This is a genomic window from Streptomyces narbonensis (genome assembly GCF_014649015.1).
Taxonomy (GTDB): domain Bacteria; phylum Actinomycetota; class Actinomycetes; order Streptomycetales; family Streptomycetaceae; genus Streptomyces; species Streptomyces narbonensis.
In genome coordinates this window covers 11,253-29,631 of sequence record NZ_BMSF01000032.1, presented here as the reverse complement: position 1 = coordinate 29,631, position 18,379 = coordinate 11,253, and the positions used below count along the sequence as shown (strand labels likewise).

Sequence of the window (18,379 nt, the reverse complement as noted above, 5' to 3'; positions counted from 1 at the left end):
CCCATGTCCACATCAACGACCCCGACGCGGAGTAGTCACATGATCGGCCGGACAAGTCCTAGGGGGTGTCCTGCCCCGATCAGACCCGGCACGCGGGGCTCCCCAAGGCCCCGTGGTCAGTCGAGTTCGCCGCCGCGCAGCCGCTCGATCTGTACGGCGCTGACCTCGACGGTGCGCCGCATATGGGCGATGAGCAGGGCGACCTCGGCGTCGCTGTAGACGTCGAACATCGTGCCCCAGGTGCCGTTGAGCTTCCGCCACAGAGCGGCGAGCTCGGCCATCCGCGCGGGCACGAGCGCCACCAGGACCCGACGCCGGTCCTCGGTGTCCCGCTCGCGCGTCACGTACCCGGCCCGTTCCAGCCGGTCGACGAGCCGGGTCGCCGAGCCCGTGGTGAGCCCGGTCAGCTCGGCCACCCGGCCGGTCGTCACCGGCCCCTCCTCCAGGCTGAGCAGGTTCAGGCACTGCACATCGGTCGGGTGGAGCCGCAGATGATCGGCGACGGCCTGGTTGAACAGGGCATAGGAGGCCATGTAGCGGCGGGCCTCCCCGTACAGCTCGGTCATCAGCGCGTCACGCCGGGCGGAACTCTTCTGCGGCATGCGGAAAGTGAATCAGAAGACGTACGGATCCCCGGTGGCGAGCACCAGCACGCGATGCCGGTCGTTCCCCGGGTTCCGGTCGGCCGCCCCGTCCCGCCAGGCCGTGGTGATCTCCACCGTCAGCTCGTCCGGAAGGCCGGCGGTCCGCAGGTCGAGCGCCAGCTCGCCGACGCTCCCGGCGGCCCGCAGCTCGCCCGTCCGGCAGGACACCACGCGGTCGCTGCTCCACAGACAGGCCGCCGGCAGCTCGTGACCGCCCGCCATCGGCTCGGAGAAGGCGAGCCGGACCGTCGCCTGGGGGAGATCGGAGGGCCCGTGGTTCTCACTGACCAGCCAGACGCCGACCCGCCCGTCCCACAGGGAGACGTGCCCGTGATGGGCAAGATCCGCCTCGGCCCCCACGGCGCCGGCGCTCACCCCTGTACCCGCCACCACCGAGCCCGCCAGCACGACCCCGAGCACGACCTTCGACATTCCACGCATAAGCACAAAATACCCACATCACACCAAATCCCTTGATACCCCATCAGTCAGCGTGTCCCATGACACGCTGACCCCATGCTGATCGCCCGCTCCGTAGCCCTCTTCGTCCTCGCCGCGCTCTTCGAGATCGGCGGCGCATGGCTCGTCTGGCAGGGCGTACGGGAGCACCGAGGCTGGATCTGGATCGGCGCGGGCGTCCTCGCGCTCGGCGTCTACGGCCTCGTCGCCACCCTTCAGCCCGACGCCGAGTTCGGCCGCGTCCTCGCCGCCTACGGCGGCGTGTTCGTCGCGGGCTCGCTCCTCTGGGGCATGGCCGCCGACGGCTACCGCCCGGACCGCTGGGACGTCATCGGCGCCCTCGTCTGCCTCGCGGGCATGGCCGTGATCATGTACGCCCCACGCGGCCGCTGATCCCCGCCCCCACCTATCCTGACCGGGCGATCCACGTAATCGACCACCTGCGCGAGGAGCACGCCATGACCGGCCCCGGTACCCCCATCGCCGTCATCACCGGAGCGAGCAGCGGAATCGGCGCCGCCACCGCGAGGCAGCTGGCCGCCGCCGGCTACCGCGTGGTGCTCACCGCCCGCCGCAAGGACCGCATCGAAGCCCTCGCCGCCGAGCTCAACGACGCCGGCCACCAGGCCACCGCCTACGCCCTCGACGTCACCGACCGCGCCGCCGTCGACGAGTTCGCCACCGCCTTCCGCACCCTCGCGGTCCTCGTCAACAACGCCGGCGGCGCCCTCGGCGCCGAGTCCGTCGCCACCGGCGACCCCGACGACTGGCGCCAGATGTACGAGGTCAACGTCCTCGGCACCCTCCACATGACCCAGGCCCTGCTCCCGGCCCTCACCGCGAGCGGCGACGGCACCGTCGTCGTCCTCTCCTCCACGGCGGGCCACTCCACCTACGAGGGCGGCGCCGGCTACGTCGCCGCCAAGAACGGCGCCCGCGTCCTCGCCGAGACCCTCCGCCTGGAGATCGTCGGCACCCCGGTCCGCGTCATCGAGATCGCCCCCGGCATGGTCAAGACCGACGAGTTCGCCACGACCCGCTTCCGCGGCGACACCGAGAAGGCCGCCAAGGTCTACGCCGGCGTGGCCGAGCCCCTGACCGCGGACGACGTGGCCGACACCATCACCTGGGCCTGCACCCGCCCCCCGCACGTCAACATCGACCTCCTGGTCGTCCGCCCCCGCGCCCAGGCCTCCAACACCAAGGTCCACCGCGAGCTGTAGGACCGCGAAAGGGGCCGGCGCACGGCACCGGCCCCTTGTCGTCACCCGAAGGTCAGCCCTTCACGCAGATGACCTGCTTCAGCTTGGCGACGACCTCCACCAGGTCCCGCTGTTGGTCGATCACCTGCTCGATCGGCTTGTAGGCGCCCGGGATCTCGTCCACGACACCGGAGTCCTTCCGGCACTCCACGCCCCGCGTCTGGTCCTCCAGGTCCCGCACGGTGAAGCGCCGCTTCGCCGCACTCCGGCTCATCCGGCGGCCGGCGCCGTGCGAGGCGGAGTTGAAGGACGCCGCGTTCCCGAGGCCCTTCACGATGTACGAGCCCGTGCCCATCGAGCCCGGGATGATCCCGAACTCCCCGGAGCCGGCCCGGATCGCACCCTTACGAGTGACGAGCATGTCCATGCCCTCGTACCGCTCCTCCGCCACGTAGTTGTGGTGGCAGGAGATGACCGGGTCGAAGGTCACCTTCGCCTTGCGGAACTCCCGCCGTACGACCTCCTGGAAGAGCGCCATCATGATCGCGCGGTTGTACTTCGCGTACTCCTGCGCCCAGAAGAGGTCGTTGCGGTAGGCCTGCATCTGCGGGGTGTCGGCGACGAAGACCGCGAGGTCACGGTCCACGATCCCCTGGTTGTGGGGCAGCTTCTGTGCCTCGCCGATGTGGTACTCGGCGAGCTCCTTGCCGATGTTCCGCGACCCGGAGTGCAGCATCAGCCAGACCGCGCCCGTTTCGTCGAGACAGAACTCGATGAAGTGGTTTCCGGATCCGAGCGTTCCCATCTGCTTCTGGGCGCGATCATGACGGAACTTGACCGACTCCGCGATGCCGTCGAAGCGCGACCAGAAGTCGCCCCAGCCCGCCGTCGGGAACTGGAACAGCCGCGAGGGGTCCACCTCGTCCCGGTGCATGCCACGCCCCACCGGAATCGCCTGCTCGATCTTCGACCGCAGCCGCGACAGATCACCCGGCAGGTCGTTCGCCGTCAACGACGTCTTGACCGCCGACATCCCGCAGCCGATGTCCACACCGACCGCCGCCGGACACACCGCACCCTGCATCGCGATCACGGAACCGACCGTCGCACCCTTGCCGTAATGCACGTCCGGCATCACGGCCAGGCCCTTGATCCACGGCAGCGTCGCCACGTTCTGCAGCTGCTGCATGGCGCCGCCCTCGACCGAGGCGGGGTCGGCCCACATCCGGATCGGTACTTTCGCCCCTGGTACCTCTACATACGACATACTTCCTCGATTCCCCCGAAAAGTCTGATAACGCAAAAACCGGAGCCAAAGCCCGTACAGGTGACAGGGGACCGGCATCAACAGCTGCGTGTGCGATAGACATTGTGTCCACCGGCCGGGTTCGCGCGGCAAACAGTTTTCCGGAAAGACTTCGGGCGAAGGGAGCCTGGGACCGTGCAGCGAAAGAGGTACGCACCCGGCCGCACCGGGTCCACGGCGCGCACCGCCGTCGTCCTCACCAGCGTCATCGGACTGGGCCTCGGGCTCGGTCTCACGGGATGTTCGGCAGGCCCCACCACGGACGATCTCGCCGTCGACGCCAAGGCCGGCCCCGTCTCGCCCGTCGCACCCCCCGGCCGCTACCGCACGCTCTTCGAGCCCTGCGGCGCCGTCCCGCAGGCGACGCTCAAGGACCTGCTCCCGGGCGCGGCCGCCCTGCCCGACGCCGAGCGCGGCAAGGCGTACCGCGGCGTCGCGGCCGTCACGTACGACACCGACCGGCGCGTGGGCTGCACCTGGAAGGCCGACAGCCCCGAGACCTCCCACCGGCTCGCCCTCGACATCGAGCGGGTCGTGTCGTACGACCCCGCCGTCAGCGACGACTCCCGGGCGCAGGAGGTGTACCTCCGCAAGCAGCTCGCGGCGGGGATCCCCGTACCCCCCACGACCCCGCCCACCCCCACCGGCACGGCCACGGGCACCGCCTCCGGCACGGCGACGCCTCCCCCGGCGAACAAGCCGAGCACGCCGAGCACCCCAGGCGCCAAGGGCACCACGGGTACCCCGAGCGCCACCGCGCCGACGGGCAAGACCCCCACCGCCCCGGCATCGGGAGCGCCCTCCGGCGGCACCCCCTCGACCACCCCCACCCCCGCCTCCACCGGTCTGGAGCCCCGCGTCCTCGAAGGCCTCGGCGAGATCGCGTACCTCGACGACGCCCTGAGCACCGTCGGCGCGAGTGGCCATCAGCGCGTCGTCAGCGTGGTGTTCCGCACATCCAACGTCATCGTGACCGTCTCCTACCGGGAGCAGACAACCGGTTCAGCGGCGGCCCCCGACAGCCAGGAACTGCAGGAAAGGGCCCGGAATCTGGCCCGGAAGCTGGCCGAGCGCCTGGAGGAGTAGCCGTTCCGCTCCGATCCGTGAGCGGACGGCGACCACGTAACGTGTCGGCGTACCCGTGGCCGCCCGATGGCCGTGGCCGCCGACCGGCCGGCCGGACCGTACGACAAGCGACTGAAGGAACCATGCAGCGATCAGCCTCGCGACTCCCCCGCATACTCGCCTGCGCAGCCGTCCCGGTGATGCTCGTCGTCGCCGGCTGCTCCTCGGACTCGGGCGGCAGCGGCGACTCCGGCAAGACGGGGCCGCAGGACAAGGCCTCCGCTTCGGCGTCCGCGACCCCCACTCCCTCGCCGACGCCGACGGTCGCGCCGGCGAAGTTCGCGAAGCTGCCCGAGGTCTGCAAGGCGATCTCGGCGAAGACGACCGCTTCCCTGGTGCCCAAGGCGAAGAGCAAGAAGGGCACGGCGGCGGCTTCCAGCGACCTGGCCAGCCGTGGCGGCTGCTCCTGGAACGGCCTGGACGACAACGGCGTGGACGGCTCGCAGTACCGCTGGCTGGACGTGTCGTTCTACCGGTACGCGTCGGACGTGTCGCTCGGCAGCGGTGAGGAGCGCGCGACGGAGAACCTGGCGAAGGAGCTCGCCAAGGTCCAGGAGACGCCGGGCGCGAAGAAGCTCAAGACCACGACGGCCTCGGGGATCGGCGAGGAGGCGAAGGCGGTCGCGTACAAGCTGCGCAAGACGGACGAGGACTTCGTCTACGCCTCGGTCGTCGCGCGTACGGGCAACGTCCTGGTCCTGCTGTCGTACAACGGCGCCGGCTACGCGGGTGCCGACGCTCCGTCCGAGAAGAAGATCATGGACGGGGCGGTGAAGGCGGCCAAGGAGGCCGTGGCCGCCGTCGCGGCAGCCAACAAGTAGTCACAAACCGGCACAGACACAGACCGGTGAGCGGAGCCCGTCCCTCCCCCGAGGGCCGGGCTCCGCGCGCATGTGCCAGTCTGTGCGCGCGAGATGTCGTTTGACGGGGAGGGGATCGCGGGTGGCCGCGATGCAGCTGACACGCACACACCGAATACTCATCGGCCTCGTCATCGCCGGTGCGCTGATCATCGCGGGAATCGGTTTCGCGGGTTCCTACGCCGCTGTGCGCGAGCTCGCGGTGGCCAAGGGCTTCGGTACCTTCTCGTACTTCTTCCCCATCGGCATCGACGCGGGCATCTGTGTCCTGCTCGCCCTGGACCTGCTGCTGACCTGGCTGCGGATTCCGTTTCCGCTGCTGCGTCAGACCGCCTGGGTCCTGACGGCGGCGACGATCGCCTTCAACGGCGCGGCGGCCTGGCCGGACCCGCTGGGTGTCGGGATGCACGCGGTGATTCCGATCCTGTTCGTGGTGGCCGTGGAGGCCGCGCGTCACGCGGTGGGCCGGATCGCGGACATCACGGCGGACAAGCACATGGAGGGCGTGCGGCTCACCCGCTGGCTGCTCTCCCCGGTGCCGACCTTCCGCTTGTGGCGCCGGATGAAGCTCTGGGAGCTCCGCTCGTACGAGCAGGTCATCAAGCTGGAGCAGGAGCGGCTGATCTACCAGGCGCGGCTGCAGGCCCGTTACGGCCGTAGCTGGCGGCGCAAGGCCCCGGTCGAGGCGCTGATGCCGCTGCGGCTGGCCCGGTACGGGGTGCCGCTTGCGGAGACGGCGGCGGCGGGTCTCGCGGCGGCGGGCATCGAGCCCGCGGTGTTGCCCGCGCAGGCGCAGGGGGCCGCGGTACCGGTGGCGGTCGGGGCGCCCGTGCCCCAGCAGCTTCCCCAGCCGCAGCACCCGCAGCAGCCCCAGCTCCCTCAGGGTGCGCCGGGTCAGCCCGGGCCTCCGGGTCAGCCCGGGCCTCCGGGTCAGCCGGGTCAGCCCGGGCATCCGGGTCAGCCGGGCTATCCCGGCGAGGCGGGTGACAACCACGAGAGCCAGTGGTTCGCCGCGCAGCAGGTCTCCACTGAGTCGTACGAGGGCACCTACAACCCTCGGATCGTGGAGGGCCTGGAGCCGACGCCGGTCCCGGTGCCGCAGGGGCCTGAGGACGTCCCCGCGCCGGGCCCCGAGCAGTTCGTGGAGTACCCGGAGTACGTCGAGCGGCCGGAGCCGCAGGCCGACGAGTTCGAGGACGTCGTCTACAAGGTCCTGGGCGCGTACGTGATGGAGCACGAGCGGCTCCCCGCCGAGGCCGAGCTGGCGCAGCTGGTGGCCGAGCAGTACGGCCTCCAGGAGTTCCCCGCCACCGACATCGACCTGCTGCGGCAGGCGATGCCGAGGGCGCAGGAGCGGGTCCAGCAGGCGAGGGCCGACGTCGACACCCCGTAAGGGCCGCCGACACCCCGTGAAGCAACGCGAAAGGGCCGCCACCCGGATTCCGGATGGCGGCCCTTCACGTACTCACGTACTCACGCGGTCACGCGGATCTCACGCGCCCAGCAGCTTGCGGACGCGCTCCGCCCCCACCGCGAGGAGCAGCGTGGGCAGGCGGGGCCCGGTCTCACGGCTCACGAGGAGCTTGTAGAGCAGGGCGAAGAAGGCGCGCTGGGCGAGCTTCAGCTCGGGCGTCGGCTTGGCCTCGGGGTCGAGCCCGGCCAGGACCTTCGGGACGCCGTAGACGAGCGTGGTGAGCCCGTCGAGCGACCAGTGGGTGTCCAGGCCCTCCAGGAGCAGCCGCAGCGATTCGCGGCCCTCGTCGTCCAGGGTGCCGAGGAGCTCGGTGTCGGGCTCCTCGCGGACGATGGTGCGCTGGTCGGCCGGGACCTGGTTGGTGATCCAGTTCTCGGCGCGGTCGAGGCGCGGCCGGACCTCGTCCAGGGAGGTGACCGGGTTTTCCGGGTCGAGCTCGGTCAGGATCCGCAGGGTCTGCTCGTCGTGGCCGGCCGTGATGTCCATGACCGAGGCGAGCGTGCGGTAGGGCAGCGGGCGCGGCGTGCGCGGCAGCTCGCCGGCGGCGGTGCGGGCCGCGCGGGTGTGGGCCGCGGCGTCGGCGGGGAGCACGGTGCCGTCCGCGACCTTGGCCTCCAGCTTGTCCCACTCGTCGTAGAGCCGCTGGATCTCCTGGTCGAAGGCGATCTTGAAGGACTGGTTGGGCTTGCGGCGGGCGTACAGCCAGCGCAGCAGCGGCGCTTCCATGATCTTCAGCGCGTCGGCGGCGGTCGGCACGCCACCGCGCGAGGAGGACATCTTGGCCATGCCGCTGATGCCGACGAAGGCGTACATGGGGCCGATGGGCTGGACGCCGTCGAAGATCTCGCGGACGATCTGGCCGCCGACGACGAAGGAGGAGCCGGGCGAGGAGTGGTCGACGCCGGAGGGCTCGAAGATGACGCCCTCGTAGGCCCAGCGCATCGGCCAGTCGACCTTCCAGACCAGCTTGCCGCGGTTGAACTCGCTGAGCTTCACGGTCTCGGCGAAGCCGCAGTTCGTGCATGTGTAGGCGAGCTCGGTGGTCTCGTCGTCGTACGAGGTGACCGTGGTCAGGTCCTTCTCGCACCGGCCGCAGTACGGCTTGTACGGGAAGTAGCCGGAGGCGCCGCCGGAGCCGTCGTCCTCGGCGGCGGCGCCGGAGCCCTCCTCGGCCTCCAGCTCGGCCTCGTCGAGGGGCTTCTGCGACTGCTTCTTCGGGGCCTTCTTCGTCCGGTACTGGTCGAGGATGGCGTCGATGGCACCGCGGTTCTTCATGGCGTGCAGGATCTGCTCGCGGTAGGTGCCGGCCGTGTACTGCTCGGTCTGGCTGATGGGGTCGTACTCGACGCCCAGCTCGGCCAGGGACTCGACCATGGCGGCCTTGAAGTGCTCGGCCCAGTTGGGGTGGGGCGAGCCGGCGGGGGCCGGGACCGAGGTCAGCGGCTTGCCGATGTGCTCGGCCCAGGACGCGTCGATGCCCTCGATGCCGTTCGGCACCTTGCGGTAGCGGTCGTAGTCGTCCCAGGAGATGAGGTGACGGACCTCGTGTCCGCGGCGGCGGATCTCGTCGGCGACCAGGTGCGGGGTCATGACCTCGCGGAGGTTGCCGAGGTGGATGGGGCCGGACGGGGAGAGACCGGAGGCGACGACGACCGGTTTGCCAGGCGCACGTCGCTCCGACTCGGCGATGACCTCGTCCGCGAAACGGGAGACCCAGTCGGTCTCGGTGCTGCTCTGAGCCACGGTCGGTACGTCCTTCTTCCTGAGGGGTGCTGCCTGACAGCCCTACGGCTACGGCCCTACCCGAGCCATTCTCCCAGACGGAAGCACACGGTCCGAGGTTGTCCACAGGGGGAGAAAACACGTTGCTCTCCCATGGGACACTTGACAAGCGAAATAGACCTGACGGACTCAACAGGAACGGAAGCTCATGGCCTCGGTCCCTTCCCTCGCTTCGACCGTGCAGCAGCGCCTCGCGGACGGACTCTCGGCAGCTCTGCCGGAGGCCGCGTCCGCCGACCCGCTGCTGCGACGAAGCGACCGGGCCGATTTCCAGGCCAACGGCATCCTGGCGCTGGCCAAGCAGCTCAAGGGCAACCCGCGTGAGCTGGCGACGAAGGTCGTCGACGCGATCCCGGCGAACGACGTGCTGAAGGAGATCGAGGTCTCGGGCCCCGGCTTCCTGAACATCACGGTCACGGACTCCGCGATCGTCGAGACCCTCGCGGCGCGCGCCGCCGACGCCCGGCTCGGCGTGCCGTTCAACGAGTCGGCGGGGACGACGGTCATCGACTACGCCCAGCCGAACGTGGCGAAGGAGATGCACGTCGGGCACCTGCGCTCCGCCGTGATCGGCGCCGCGATGGTGGAGATCCTGGAGTTCACGGGCGAGAGCGTGGTCCGCCGGCACCACATCGGCGACTGGGGCACCCAGTTCGGCATGCTCATCCAGTACCTGATCGAGCACCCGCACGAGCTGGACCACAAGGCCGACGGCGAGAGCGCCGACGCCTCCGGTGAGGAGGCCATGTCGAACCTCAACCGGCTGTACAAGGCCTCGCGGACGCTCTTCGACTCGGACGAGGAGTTCAAGACGCGGGCGCGTGCCCGGGTCGTGGACCTCCAGGCGGGCGAGCCGGAGACGCTGGCCCTGTGGCAGCGGTTCGTGGACGAGTCGAAGATCTACTTCTACTCGGTCTTCGAGAAGCTCGACATGGACATCGACGACCCCGACATCGTCGGCGAGTCCGGTTACAACGACATGCTGGCGGAGACGTGCCGCATCCTCGAGGAGTCGGGCGTCGCCGTCCGCTCCGAGGGTGCGCTGTGCGTCTTCTTCGACGACGTGAAGGGCCCGGACGGCAACCCGACGCCGCTGATCGTCCAGAAGTCCGACGGCGGCTTCGGTTACGCGGCGACGGACCTGTCCGCGATCCGTGACCGTGTCCAGAACCTGAAGGCGACGTCCCTGTTGTACGTGGTGGACGCCCGTCAGTCGCTGCACTTCAAGATGGTCTTCGAGACGGCCCGCCGGGCCGGCTGGCTGAACGACGACGTGAAGGCCGTCCAGCTGGCCTTCGGCACGGTCCTCGGCAAGGACGGCAAGCCGTTCAAGACCCGTGAGGGCGAGACGGTCCGGCTGGTGGACCTGCTGGACGAGGCCGTGGACCGGGCGACGACGGTGGTGCGCGAGAAGGCCGAGAAGGTGGGCCTGAGCGAGTCGGAGATCGTCGAGAACGGCCGGTTCGTGGGCATCGGCGCGGTCAAGTACGCCGACCTGTCGACGTCCGCCGCGCGCGACTACAAGTTCGACCTGGACCAGATGGTGTCGCTGAACGGCGACACGTCGGTGTACCTGCAGTACGCGTACGCGCGGATCAGGTCGATCTTCGGCAAGGCCGGCGACCGCACGCCGCTGGCCCACCCGGAGCTGGAGCTGGCCCCGGCGGAGCGCGCGCTCGGCCTGCACCTGGACCAGTTCGGCGAGGTGCTCTCCGAGACGGCCGCGGAGTACGCGCCGCACAAGCTCGCCGCGTACCTGTACCAGCTGGCCTCGCTGTACACGACGTTCTACGACCAGTGCCCGGTCATCAAGCCGGAGCCGGCGCAGGAGGTCGCGGAGAACCGCCTCTTCCTCTGCGACCTGACGGCCCGCACGCTCCACCAGGGCATGGCTCTCCTGGGCATCCGCACCCCCGAGCGCCTCTGACGCCCTGGGCGGGATTCCGGGGCGAAGCCCCCGGTACGGGAACCCGTACCGGGGGCTTCGTCGTCAGCGAAGATTGTGGGAGGTCCTGCCCGAGACCTCGTCGATCTCCGTGTGGGCCTTCTGGAGCAGCTGGGAGGCGAGATCCATGAGCGCGCGGGCGCCCGCGATCTCCTCGCCGACCCGCAGCTGGTCCGGATCCGAGGGGTGCCGGTTGGCCGTGCCGTGGGCCCGGAACTCGGTGCCGTCGGTGAGCCGGACCATGGCCGCCGCCCGCGTCCGGTCGCCCTCCTCCTTGAACTCCATCTCCACATGCCATCCGACAAGCGTGTGCATCATGAGGACCACCTCCACCGAGGTACCTGTCGGCTACCCCTCCAGAGTGCGCCGCCCGGTGCCGCCCCACCACTCGCCCCGTTGTCAGTGGTGCCCCGTACGTTCTGCGCATGGCGATGATCCCGAACCAGCTGCCTCGGCTCGCAGCCGATCCGACCGGCCGTTCCCTCGGCCTCGACCTGCCGCCCGGCGCCCTCACCGGCCCCGCGGAGGCCCCGTACCTCTGGTCGGGACACGGCGCGGCGGGGCCCGCCGGCTGGAGCGCGTTGCGCCCGGCGGCCCGCACGGCTGGGCTGCTGCCGGTGCTGCTGGGCGGTGAGTGGGGCCTGGACCGGTGGGAGCTGATGCCGGAGCGGATGAGCGATCCGGCCGACCACGAGGCCGACGAGGTCCTCGCCGGCTTCTGGGACGCGTACGCGTCCGACGAGATGCCCGGGAGTGCCGGCTGGCCGGGCCTGGCCCCGGCACAGCCGTATGACACGGAGCCCGACGGGACGGCGGCCGCCGTCGCCGAGATGCTGACGGAGCCGGGCTTCTGGCTGGAGGACGCCCGCCCGGCCCTGGTGCCGGCACGGCGCAGCGCGGACATCCCAGCGGCGATCGGCTGGACCGGGCCGCTGAACCACGAGAACGACGTGGCCCGGCTGTGTGCGGTGCTGCGGTCCTGGGAGGACCGCTTCGGGGCCCGTGTCGTCGCGCTCACCTTCGACCAGCTGGTGGTCTCGGTGGCGTCCCCGCCCGGGACACTGGAGGAGGCCGAGGCGGTTGCGGCCGAACACTTTGCGTTCTGCCCGGACAACATCGACCAGGGCAGCCACACGAACCTCCGCGACTACGCCCGGGCGGGGCTGCTGGACAGCCCCGTCTGGACGTTCTGGTGGGACTGAGCCCACCAGACCAGACCCACCGGGTGCCTATCGGCGTGCGGCGGCCAGCTTCTGGGCGACCTCGGTGGCCCAGTAGGTCAGGATCATCTGCGCCCCGGCACGCCGGATGCCGGTCAAGGTCTCGAAGATCGCCTTGTCCCGGTCGATCCAGCCCTTCTCGGCGGCGGCCTCGACCATCGCGTACTCACCGCTGATCTGGTACGCGGCGACGGGCACGTCCACGGCCTCGGCGACCTTGGCGAGCACGTCCAGGTACGGCCCGGCGGGCTTGACCATCACCATGTCCGCCCCCTCCTCCAGGTCGAGTGCGAGCTCGCGCATCGACTCACGGAGGTTGGCGGGGTCCTGCTGGTAGGTCTTGCGGTCGCCCTGGAGGGAGGAGCCGACGGCCTCGCGGAAGGGGCCGTAGAAGGCGGAGGAGTACTTCGCGGTGTACGCGAGGATCGCCACGTCCTCCTTGCCGATGGTGTCCAGGGCGTCGCGGACCACCCCGACCTGGCCGTCCATCATTCCGGAGGGCCCGACCACGTGGACGCCCGCGTCGGCCTGGACCTGCGCCATCTCGGCGTACCGCTCCAGGGTGGCGTCGTTGTCGACCCGCCCGTTCCCGTCGAGGACACCGCAGTGGCCGTGGTCCGTGTACTCGTCGAGGCACAGGTCGGACATGATCACGAGGTCGTCGCCGACCTCGGCCTTCACGTCCTGGATGGCGACCTGCAGGATGCCGTCCGGATCGGTCCCGGCCGTTCCCGCCGCGTCCTTCTTCGCGTCCTCGGGCACACCGAAGAGCATGATCCCGGAGACCCCGGCCTCCACCGCCTCCACGGCGGCCTTCCGCAGGGTGTCCCGCGTGTGCTGCACGACGCCGGGCATCGCGCTGATCGGCACCGGCTCGCTGACGCCCTCCCGCACGAACGCGGGAAGGATCAGATCGGCCGGCTGCAGCCGCGTCTCGGCAACCATGCGCCGCATGGCGGGCGTCGTCCGCAGCCGCCGCGGCCGCGTCCCGGGAAAGGATCCGTACGAGTTCATAATCCCGAGGCTACGCCCGCCCCAACCCTGCTCTTACCGACACCATGTTGCCGCCGAACCCCACACGGTCACACCCACCGCGTTGCACGCACGCACCCCGCCCACCGCGTTGTGAGCATGCGTTCCGCCGGGGCTGGGGGTCCCCCCTCTGGGGGAGGGTGGGCACAACGCCCACGCGCGCGGCGCCCCTGCTCGGACCCGCACCACCAGCCCCCCACGCCCCACCGAAGCGCCGCTCTGACAGGCCCCAGGACAGGAGGGCCCGAAAAACGTCGGGGCGCGGGCCCCGAGAAGGAACCCGCGCCCCGAGCAGACGAGCACCGCACCTACGTGGTCCGCCGCCTCCGCGCCCCCGGCCGCCGCTCGGAAGGACGGGTCACAGGATCCCCCGCCTCCAGCGCAGCCTCCCGCCGCCGCATCCCGAAGTCCGCCAGCGCCTCGGCCAGCTTGTGCACGGACGGCTCGGGCGACAGCACGTCCACCCGCAGCCCGTGCTCCTCGGCCGTCTTGGCCGTGGCAGGACCGATGCACGCGATCACGGTCACGTTGTGCGGCTTCCCGGCGATACCGACCAGGTTCCGCACGGTCGACGACGACGTGAAGAGAACGGCGTCGAACCCGCCACCCTTGATCGCCTCACGCGTGTCGGCCGGCGGCGGCGACGCCCGCACGGTCCGGTAGGCGGTGACGTCGTCGACCTCCCACCCGAGCTCGATGAGCCCCGCGACCAGCGTCTCGGTCGCGATGTCGGCCCGCGGCAGGAAGACGCGGTCGATCGGATCGAAGACGGGGTCGTACGGCGGCCAGTCCTCCAGAAGCCCCGCGGCCGACTGCTCACCGCTCGGCACCAGGTCCGGCTTCACACCGAAGTCCACCAGCGCCGCGGCGGTCTGCTCGCCCACCGCCGCGACCTTGATCCCGGCGAAGGCGCGGGCGTCGAGTCCGTACTCCTCGAACTTCTCGCGCACGGCCTTGACCGCGTTCACCGAGGTGAAGGCGATCCACTCGTACCGTCCGGTGACGAGCCCCTTGACCGCCCGCTCCATCTGCTGCGGGGTCCGCGGCGGCTCGACGGCGATCGTCGGCACCTCGTGCGGCACCGCGCCGTAGGAACGCAGCTGGTCGGAGAGCGAGGCGGCCTGCTCCTTGGTACGCGGCACGAGCACCCGCCACCCGAAGAGCGGCTTCGACTCGAACCACGACAGCTGGTCCCGCTGCGCCGGGGCGCTGCGCTCGCCGACCACGGCTATCACGGGTCGGTGGCCCTCGGGCGAGGGGAGGATCTTGCCCTGCTTGAAGACCTGGGCGATCGTGCCGAGCGTCGCGGTCCAGGTCCGCTGCCGGGTGGTCGTGCCCGCGATCGTGACGGTGAGCGGGGTGTCCGGCTTACGGCCAGCCGCCACCAGTTCACCGGCGGCCGCGGCCACCGAGTCGAGCGAGGTGGACACCACGACGGTCCCGTCGGAGGCGCCGACCTCGGCCCAGCACCGCTCGTCGGCGGTCCTGGCGTCGACGAAGCGCACGTCCGTGCCCTGCGCGTCGCGCAGCGGGACACCGGCGTAGGCGGGCACGCCGACGGCGGTGGCGACACCGGGGACGACCTCGAAGGGGATGCCCTCGGCGGCGCAGGCGAGCATCTCGGCTCCCGCGTTCCCGTCGAGACCGGGGTCGCCGGTCACCGCACGGACGACCCGCCTGCCGCCCCTCGCGGCCTCCATGACAAGATTGGCGGCATCCCTCAACACGGGGACTCCGGCGGCTGTTGACGCCTCGTCAACAACCGTCAGCTCAGGCGTGCTCACCCCCGCACGCGCATGGTCGCGAACGACCTCGAGCACCTCCGGCTCGGCGATCAGGACGTCCGCGCCCGCGAGGGCCTCGACGGCCCTGAGGGTCAGCAGTCCGGGGTCTCCCGGTCCTGCGCCGAGGAACGTGACGTGCCCGTGGCCGGTGAAGGCCGAGGACACAGGGCTGGTGGTCGGGCGGGTGGGGTTCAAAGTGCTCGCTCCCCCATAAGACCAGCCGCACCCTTGGCGAGCATCTCGTCCGCGAGTTCGCGTCCGAGCTGCATCGCCTCGTCGTGCGAGGTGGGTACGGGACCGGTGGTGGACAGCTGCACCAGCGTCGAGCCGTCGGTGGTGCCGACGACGCCGCGCAGGCGCATTTCGGTGACAACCTGCCCGTGACCGGGGTCGTCGGCCAGCAGGTCGGCCAGCGCACCCACGGGTGCGGAGCAGCCGGCCTCCAGGGCGGCGAGCAGGGATCGCTCGGCCGTCACGGCGGCCCGCGTGTGCGGGTCGTCGAGAGCGGCGAGCGTGGCGACGAGCTCGGCGTCGGACGCCGGGCACTCGATCGCCAGGGCCCCCTGGCCGGGGGCGGGCAGGACCGAGTCGACCGACAGGTGGTCGAGCGACAGGGAGCCGGTCAGCTCCGCGGTCCCGCCGATGCGGTTGAGACCGGCCGCGGCGAGTACCACCGCGTCCAGTTCACCGCTGTGTACGTAGCCGACCCGGGTGTCGATGTTCCCCCGGATCGGGACGCAGGTGATCTCCAGACCGTGGCTGCGCGCGTACGCGTGGAGCTGGGCCATGCGCCGCGGCGAGCCGGTGCCGACGCGGGCGCCCTTGGGCAGCCGGTCGAGCGTGACGCCTTCCCGTGCGATCAGCACGTCGCGCGGGTCCTCGCGCTTCGGGATGGCGGCCAGCACGAGCTCGGGGTGCTGGGCGGTCGGCAGGTCCTTCAGGGAGTGGACGGCGAAGTCCACCTCACCGGCGAGCAGCGCGTCGCGCAGGGCGGCGACGAAGACGCCGGTGCCGCCGATCTGCGCGAGGTGCTCCCGGGAGGTGTCCCCGTACGTCGTGATCTCCACGAGCTCGACGGGCCGGCCGGTCAGCTGCCGGACGGCGTCGGCCACGTGCCCGGACTGGGCCATGGCGAGCTTGCTGCGCCTGGTCCCGAGCCTCAGTGCCCTCTCGGTCATACTCGCCCTCGGTTCTTGACGTCGGCGTCATTCAGGTCGGCCCGGCTGACGGATGCGACCGTCTCCGGGTCGAGGTCGAAGAGTGTCCGCAGCGCGTCCGCGTACCCGGCGCCGCCGGGCTCGCTGGCCAGCTGCTTGACCCGCACGGTCGGCGCGTGCAGGAGCTTGTCGACCACGCGTCGCACGGTCTGGGTGATCTCGGCGCGCTGCTTCTCGTCGAGGCCGGGCAGCCGCCCTTCGAGCCGGGCGACCTCGTTGGCCACGACATCGGCCGCCATCGTGCGCAGGGCGACGACGGTCGGGGTGATGTGCGCGGCGCGCTGGGCGGCGCCGAAGGCGGCGACCTCGTCGGAGACGATGCCCCGGACCTGGTCGACGTCGGCGGCCATGGGCGCGTCGGCGGAGGCCTCGGCCAGCGACTCGATGTCGACGAGCCGGACGCCGGGGATCCGGTGCGCGGCGGCGTCGATGTCGCGGGGCATGGCGAGGTCGAGCAGGGCGAGCGGGGTACGGCGGCCCTGGACGGCGGCCTCGACGGCTTCGGCGCTGAGGACGAGTCCGGTGGCGCCGGTGCAGGAGACGACGACGTCGGCACGTGTCAGTTCGTCGCCGACGGCAACCATCTCGACCGCGCGTGCGGCCACTCCCGTACCACCGGGCTCGTTCAGGATCTGGGCGAGCCGCTCGGCACGGCCGAGGGTGCGGTTGGCGATCACGACCTCGGAGACGCCGGAGCGCGCGAGGGTGGCCGCGGCCAGCGAGGACATCGATCCGGCGCCGATGACGAGCGCCCGCTTGCCCTTGGCCCAGGTGTCGACGTCCGCGTCGCCCTCGCCGTCGGCGAGCTGCTCCAGGCCGAAGGTGACGAGCGACTGCCCGGCCCGGTCGATCCCGGTCTCGCTGTGGGCGCGCTTGCCGACCCTCAGGGCCTGCTGGAAGAGGTCGTTGAGGAGGCGTCCGGCGGTGTGCTGCTCCTGGCCGAGCGCGAGCGCGTCCTTGATCTGGCCGAGGATCTGGCCCTCGCCGACGACCATGGAGTCGAGCCCGCAGGCCACCGAGAAGAGGTGGTGGACGGCCCGGTCCTCGTAGTGCACGTAGAGATAGGGAGTGAGCTCGTCGAGGCCGACGCCGCTGTGCTGCGCGAGGAGCGTGGACAGCTCGGCGACACCGGCGTGGAACTTGTCGACGTCGGCGTAGAGCTCGATGCGGTTGCAGGTGGCCAGGGCGGTGGCCTCGGCGGCCGGCTCGGCGGCGAGGGTGTCCTGGAGGAGCTTGATCTGGGTGTCCCCCGGCAGCGCGGCCCGCTCCAGGATGGAGACCGGGGCGCTGCGGTGGCTCAGCCCGACGACGAGGAGGCTCATGCCGGCATCACGGCGGGGACGTCCCCGTCGGGTCCCTTGCGGCTGCCGCCCGCGGTGCGGGCGGCGGGCGGCGCGGCGGGCGCACCGGTGTCCGTGCCCGAGTCCGGGCCGCTCTCGGCGCCCGCCTCCTCGCCGGCCTTCCGCTGCTCGTGGAAGGCGAGGATCTGGAGCTCGATGGAGAGGTCGACCTTGCGCACGTCCACGCCGTCGGGCACGGAGAGCACGGTAGGGGCGAAGTTCAGGATGGAGGTGACCCCGGCGGCCACGAGCCGGTCGCAGACCTGCTGGGCGACGCCGGCCGGCGTCGCGATGACGCCGATGGAGACGCCGTCCTCGTTGATGATCTTCTCGAGGTCGTCGCTGTGCTGGACGGGGATCCCGGCGACCGGCTTGCCGGTCATGGCGGGGTCGGCGTCGATCAGCGCGGCGACCCGGAAGCCACGGGAGGCGAAGCCGCCGTAGCCGGCGAGCGCGGCGCCGAGGTTACCGATACCGACGATGACGACGGGCCAGTCCTGGGTGAGCCCCAGCTCACGGGAGATCTGGTAGACGAGGTACTCGACGTCGTAGCCGACACCACGGGTGCCGTACGAGCCGAGGTAGCTGAAGTCCTTGCGCAGCTTCGCGGAGTTGACGCCCGCGGCGGCCGCGAGCTCCTCGGAGGAGACCGTGGGTACGGAGCGCTCCGACAGCGCGGTCAGTGCGCGCAGATACAGCGGAAGCCGGGCGACGGTGGCCTCGGGAATTCCTCGGCTACGGGTCGCCGGTCGGTGAGTTCGGCCAGTTGCCACGGTGCTCCTGCGGGATGAGCGGGGCTGCAGGCGGCCATATGTCCCAAGACCGCCCCGTCGAATGCAGGCTATGTCTTTGTGAACGCGTGCACAAAGATGGTGTCCGTTTTGTCCGGCCAAAGTGACCGGGGTCACGCGGCTGGTTCCCATCGTCACCGAACCGCGGAGCAGGTCACAGCGTTGAGATCCCGAAGGGGGCAAAACCGTACACACTCC

At 71.0% G+C, this 18,379-nt stretch carries 17 protein-coding genes; 7 read left to right on the top strand and 10 right to left on the bottom strand.

Annotated elements, in window-relative coordinates; all coding sequences use genetic code 11:
- Positions 1–116: 116 nt before the first annotated feature.
- Together IE124_RS33285 and IE124_RS33280 are read right to left on the bottom strand one after the other, a co-directional pair.
- Positions 117–602: a MarR family winged helix-turn-helix transcriptional regulator gene (locus IE124_RS33285; RefSeq protein WP_189513628.1), complete on the bottom strand. Its 486-nt coding sequence runs from the start codon at positions 600–602 to the stop codon at positions 117–119.
- A 12-nt stretch (positions 603–614) separates the two neighbouring features.
- Complete coding sequence (locus tag IE124_RS33280) at positions 615–1,085, bottom strand: hypothetical protein (protein ID WP_229833134.1); 471 nt, start codon at positions 1,083–1,085, stop codon at positions 615–617.
- Positions 1,086–1,160: 75 nt separating this feature from the next.
- Here IE124_RS33280 and IE124_RS33275 point away from each other — a divergent pair, with 75 nt between their 5' ends.
- Both IE124_RS33275 and IE124_RS33270 read left to right on the top strand, forming a co-directional pair.
- The gene (locus tag IE124_RS33275; RefSeq protein WP_189513626.1) at positions 1,161–1,496 is read left to right on the top strand and encodes a YnfA family protein; all 336 of its coding nucleotides are present in this window, start codon (positions 1,161–1,163) and stop codon (positions 1,494–1,496) included.
- A 65-nt stretch (positions 1,497–1,561) separates the two neighbouring features.
- A complete protein-coding gene (locus IE124_RS33270; protein ID WP_189513624.1) occupies positions 1,562–2,326 on the top strand; it encodes an SDR family NAD(P)-dependent oxidoreductase in 765 nt (254 codons plus the stop codon).
- A gap of 52 nt (positions 2,327–2,378) precedes the next feature.
- On the opposite strand, the gene IE124_RS33265 is transcribed toward IE124_RS33270, so the two are convergent.
- Positions 2,379–3,572 carry an RtcB family protein gene (locus IE124_RS33265; RefSeq protein WP_189513622.1) on the bottom strand — a complete coding sequence of 398 codons (1,194 nt, stop codon included), beginning with the start codon at positions 3,570–3,572 and terminating at the stop codon, positions 2,379–2,381.
- 174 nt (positions 3,573–3,746) lie between these two features.
- Between IE124_RS33265 and IE124_RS33260 the strand changes: the two genes are divergently transcribed.
- The 3 genes from IE124_RS33260 to IE124_RS33250 all read left to right on the top strand — a co-directional run bounded on the left by IE124_RS33260 (position 3,747) and on the right by IE124_RS33250 (position 6,989).
- Positions 3,747–4,697 carry a DUF3558 domain-containing protein gene (locus tag IE124_RS33260; RefSeq protein WP_189513620.1) on the top strand — a complete coding sequence of 317 codons (951 nt, stop codon included), beginning with the start codon at positions 3,747–3,749 and terminating at the stop codon, positions 4,695–4,697.
- A 122-nt stretch (positions 4,698–4,819) separates the two neighbouring features.
- Positions 4,820–5,557 (top strand): DUF3558 family protein, encoded by a 738-nt coding sequence (locus tag IE124_RS33255; protein ID WP_189513617.1) that lies wholly within the window; start codon positions 4,820–4,822, stop codon positions 5,555–5,557.
- Between the two features lie 130 nt (positions 5,558–5,687).
- Positions 5,688–6,989 (top strand): DUF2637 domain-containing protein, encoded by a 1,302-nt coding sequence (locus tag IE124_RS33250; protein WP_229833133.1) that lies wholly within the window; start codon positions 5,688–5,690, stop codon positions 6,987–6,989.
- 99 nt (positions 6,990–7,088) lie between these two features.
- On the opposite strand, the gene lysS is transcribed toward IE124_RS33250, so the two are convergent.
- Positions 7,089–8,813 carry a lysine--tRNA ligase gene (gene lysS, locus IE124_RS33245; protein ID WP_189513613.1) on the bottom strand — a complete coding sequence of 575 codons (1,725 nt, stop codon included), beginning with the start codon at positions 8,811–8,813 and terminating at the stop codon, positions 7,089–7,091.
- 187 nt (positions 8,814–9,000) lie between these two features.
- Here lysS and argS point away from each other — a divergent pair, with 187 nt between their 5' ends.
- A complete protein-coding gene (gene argS / locus IE124_RS33240) occupies positions 9,001–10,779 on the top strand; it encodes an arginine--tRNA ligase (RefSeq protein WP_189513611.1) in 1,779 nt (592 codons plus the stop codon).
- 63 nt (positions 10,780–10,842) lie between these two features.
- On the opposite strand, the gene IE124_RS33235 is transcribed toward argS, so the two are convergent.
- Positions 10,843–11,112 carry a DUF1876 domain-containing protein gene (locus IE124_RS33235; protein ID WP_189513631.1) on the bottom strand — a complete coding sequence of 90 codons (270 nt, stop codon included), beginning with the start codon at positions 11,110–11,112 and terminating at the stop codon, positions 10,843–10,845.
- A 110-nt stretch (positions 11,113–11,222) separates the two neighbouring features.
- Here IE124_RS33235 and IE124_RS33230 point away from each other — a divergent pair, with 110 nt between their 5' ends.
- Positions 11,223–11,999 (top strand): DUF4253 domain-containing protein, encoded by a 777-nt coding sequence (locus tag IE124_RS33230; protein ID WP_189513609.1) that lies wholly within the window; start codon positions 11,223–11,225, stop codon positions 11,997–11,999.
- 27 nt (positions 12,000–12,026) lie between these two features.
- Here IE124_RS33230 and hemB read toward each other — a convergent pair whose 3' ends face one another.
- The 5 genes from hemB to IE124_RS33205 form a co-directional block, all read right to left on the bottom strand.
- On the bottom strand, positions 12,027–13,031 hold the full coding sequence (gene hemB, locus IE124_RS33225) for a porphobilinogen synthase (RefSeq protein ID WP_189513607.1): 1,005 nt from the start codon (positions 13,029–13,031) through the stop codon (positions 12,027–12,029).
- Between the two features lie 326 nt (positions 13,032–13,357).
- Positions 13,358–15,028, bottom strand: coding sequence for a bifunctional uroporphyrinogen-III C-methyltransferase/uroporphyrinogen-III synthase (locus tag IE124_RS33220; RefSeq protein ID WP_189513605.1), 1,671 nt, complete (start codon positions 15,026–15,028; stop codon positions 13,358–13,360).
- On the bottom strand, positions 15,025–16,011 hold the full coding sequence (hemC, locus tag IE124_RS33215) for a hydroxymethylbilane synthase (protein ID WP_189513603.1): 987 nt from the start codon (positions 16,009–16,011) through the stop codon (positions 15,025–15,027). The genes IE124_RS33220 and hemC overlap by 4 nt, the downstream gene beginning before the upstream one ends.
- Entirely contained in the window at positions 16,008–17,372 is a 1,365-nt protein-coding gene (locus IE124_RS33210) for a glutamyl-tRNA reductase (protein WP_189513601.1), read from the bottom strand. The genes hemC and IE124_RS33210 overlap by 4 nt, the downstream gene beginning before the upstream one ends.
- A complete protein-coding gene (locus IE124_RS33205; RefSeq protein WP_150269065.1) occupies positions 17,369–18,163 on the bottom strand; it encodes a redox-sensing transcriptional repressor Rex in 795 nt (264 codons plus the stop codon). The genes IE124_RS33210 and IE124_RS33205 overlap by 4 nt, the downstream gene beginning before the upstream one ends.
- Positions 18,164–18,379 lie beyond the last annotated feature (216 nt).